The organism is Neisseria sp. P0022.S010 (assembly GCF_051956635.1).
Window position 1 is genome coordinate 1 of the sequence record NZ_JBQCXF010000481.1, and the last position, 2,236, is coordinate 2,236.

Annotated in this window: 2 protein-coding genes; both read right to left on the reverse strand. The window is 50.8% G+C overall.

Annotation, left to right across the window (positions count from 1 at the left end; all coding sequences use genetic code 11):
* Window positions 1–74 precede the first annotated feature (74 nt).
* Window positions 75–608 carry a C40 family peptidase gene (locus ACTHUT_RS18360; RefSeq protein ID WP_250600379.1) on the reverse strand — a complete coding sequence of 178 codons (534 nt, stop codon included), beginning with the start codon at window positions 606–608 and terminating at the stop codon, window positions 75–77.
* Window positions 609–651: 43 nt separating this feature from the next.
* The gene (locus ACTHUT_RS18365) at window positions 652–2,175 is read right to left on the reverse strand and encodes a phospholipase D family protein (RefSeq protein ID WP_250600381.1); all 1,524 of its coding nucleotides are present in this window, start codon (window positions 2,173–2,175) and stop codon (window positions 652–654) included.
* Window positions 2,176–2,236: the final 61 nt, after the last annotated feature.

Sequence of the window (2,236 nt, forward strand, 5' to 3'; positions counted from 1 at the left end):
CTCTAAAATAACATTGCTGCAAGATTGACAGGCCTTTAATGATGATATTGCGATACCTTTCAGACGGCCTTGATTTATTCAGTAAAAAAAGTATGTGCGCCCAAATAGTTTTTTGCGTAGAACGGAGTGGAAAGTTTTTCGGTTTTGATGGTTTTACCGCTGCTGGGGGCGTGGATAAATTCGCCATTGCCGATGTAGAGGCCGACATGGGAGTATTTGTGTGCGCCGCCGGTATTGAAGAAGACAAGATCGCCGGCTTTCAATTTGCCGTCGGGAATTTTTCGGCTGGCTGCGGCCATATCGCGTGCGGTGCGTGGCAGATTGACGTTGAGGGCGTTTTTATAGACGAATTGGATCATGCCGCTACAGTCAAAGCCTGTGGCTGTGGTGCTGCCTCCCCATTTGTAGGGTGTGCCGATCAGGCCTAGGCTGTGAAGCATCAATTCCTGCGAACCTTGGGTGTGGTCGATATGGGAAATGCGGACAGGTTGGACTTTTCTGGCGGTTGTTTGCGGCTTGTGGGATTTGTGTTTGCCGGTAGTGCCGCAGGAGGCCAACAATAGGCCGGTGGTACAAACAAATAGGGTTTTGCAGATGAGTCGAGACATGGTGAATTCCTCCAGCCGCATGATTTTTGTTTTCAGACGGCCTCTATAATAATCCTTCTATGGGCAGGATGGACAGGATTTTTGAAGTCATCCGTTTCCAGAACTTGGCTTCGGGTTCGTGTGCGTAAGTTCGTTTTTCGCTTGGGTCATACCAGTATAGTTTGTTGTAATTGCCAAGCGTTACCTGATAGGCGTAGCTTGGGGTGGTCGTTACGAGGGTACGCTGCATTTGGCCTGCGATTTCGGGGCTTTCAATGACGACGCCCATTTCGGTATTGAGGCGTGCGGAACGTGGGTCGAGGTTGAATGAGCCGATGAAAATGCGTTTCTCGTCCACGATGAATGTTTTGGCATGCAAGCTGGTGGCGGAGCTACCGGTCAAGCCGCGGTCTTTGGAGGTCGGGACGGCGTGGTTGGGCTGGAGCTCATAAAGTTTGACTCCGGCTTTAAGCAAGGGCTTACGGTATTTGACGTAGCCGGAATGGACGGCGGCAACGTCGGTCGCCTGGAGGGAGTTGGTCAGGACGGTAACGTCCACCCCGTTGTGAATCAGCTTTTCTATGGCCTTAACGCCTGATTTTGTGGGTACAAAATAAGGGGAGACAAGGTAAACGCTCTTTTCAGGTTGCTTGAGGGCGTCTTGCAGGCGTTCGGAAATAGGCGGTTTGTGCCGGTCGCGGTCTAAGCCTTTGGCCGGGTCATCGCTGATCAGGCGTGTGCTGACGCTTTGCCACTCCATAAGGTTGCTCTGCATTTTTTGATAGAGGTTGGAGTGTTCGATGTTTTGACGGTAGCGGATGAGCGTTTGGTTTTTATCTTGGTCGGTGTAATTGAGCTCTGCCAATCCTTTTTGCAGGTTTCCCCGTTTGATGATGCTGGTCGCGTTATAGGCGGAATGGCTTGCCCAATAGCGGTCGAAGTCTTGGGAAACTTCGGTTACGACGCGGCCTGTGGCGAGGATATCGAGGTCGGCAAAGATGGTATCGTCGTTAACCTTAAAATATTCGTCGCCGATATTGCGCCCGCCCAAAATGGTGGCACGGTTGTCGGCGGTAAAAGATTTGTTGTGCATTCTGCGGTTAAGTCGCGGAAAGTCGGCAACGTAGCCGAGTGCACGCCATTTTCTGAAAATAAAGGGATTAAACAGACGGACTTCGATATTGGGATGATTGTCGAGTGCCAGCAGGAGATCATCCATGCCGTTGGTGTTGTTGTCGTCCAGAAGCAAACGCACACGGACGCCGCGTTCGGCCGCGCGATGAATCAGGTTGAACAGAAGCTTGCCGGAGATATCGTTGTGCCAGATATAGTATTGCAAATCGAGGGTATGGTCGGCGGATTCAATCAGGGCTGCACGGGCGACAAAGGCTTCATGGGCATCGTTCAGCAGATAGATATGGGAAACATTGGTCTTGGAGGACGTAGAAGGAATGCCTAATGCGCTGTCCAGCCGCGGTGTTGCAGGTATGTCAAGATAACTGCTTTGGGTGCGTTCGTCCAATGATGGCAAAAACGCGGCGCAACCGCCCAATAGCAGGGTATAAAGAAAGGGAAGATGAAATTTCATGGGAAACCGGTACAAACAATCCCTACCTAAATGACATTTAGGCAGGGATTGAATTGAAATT

Coding starts and splice junctions, on each gene's coding strand:
- ACTHUT_RS18360 (WP_250600379.1), bottom strand. CDS start 608: ATGTCTCGACTCATCTGCAAAACCCTATTTGTTTGTACCACCGGCCTA.
- ACTHUT_RS18365 (WP_250600381.1), bottom strand. CDS start 2,175: ATGAAATTTCATCTTCCCTTTCTTTATACCCTGCTATTGGGCGGTTGC.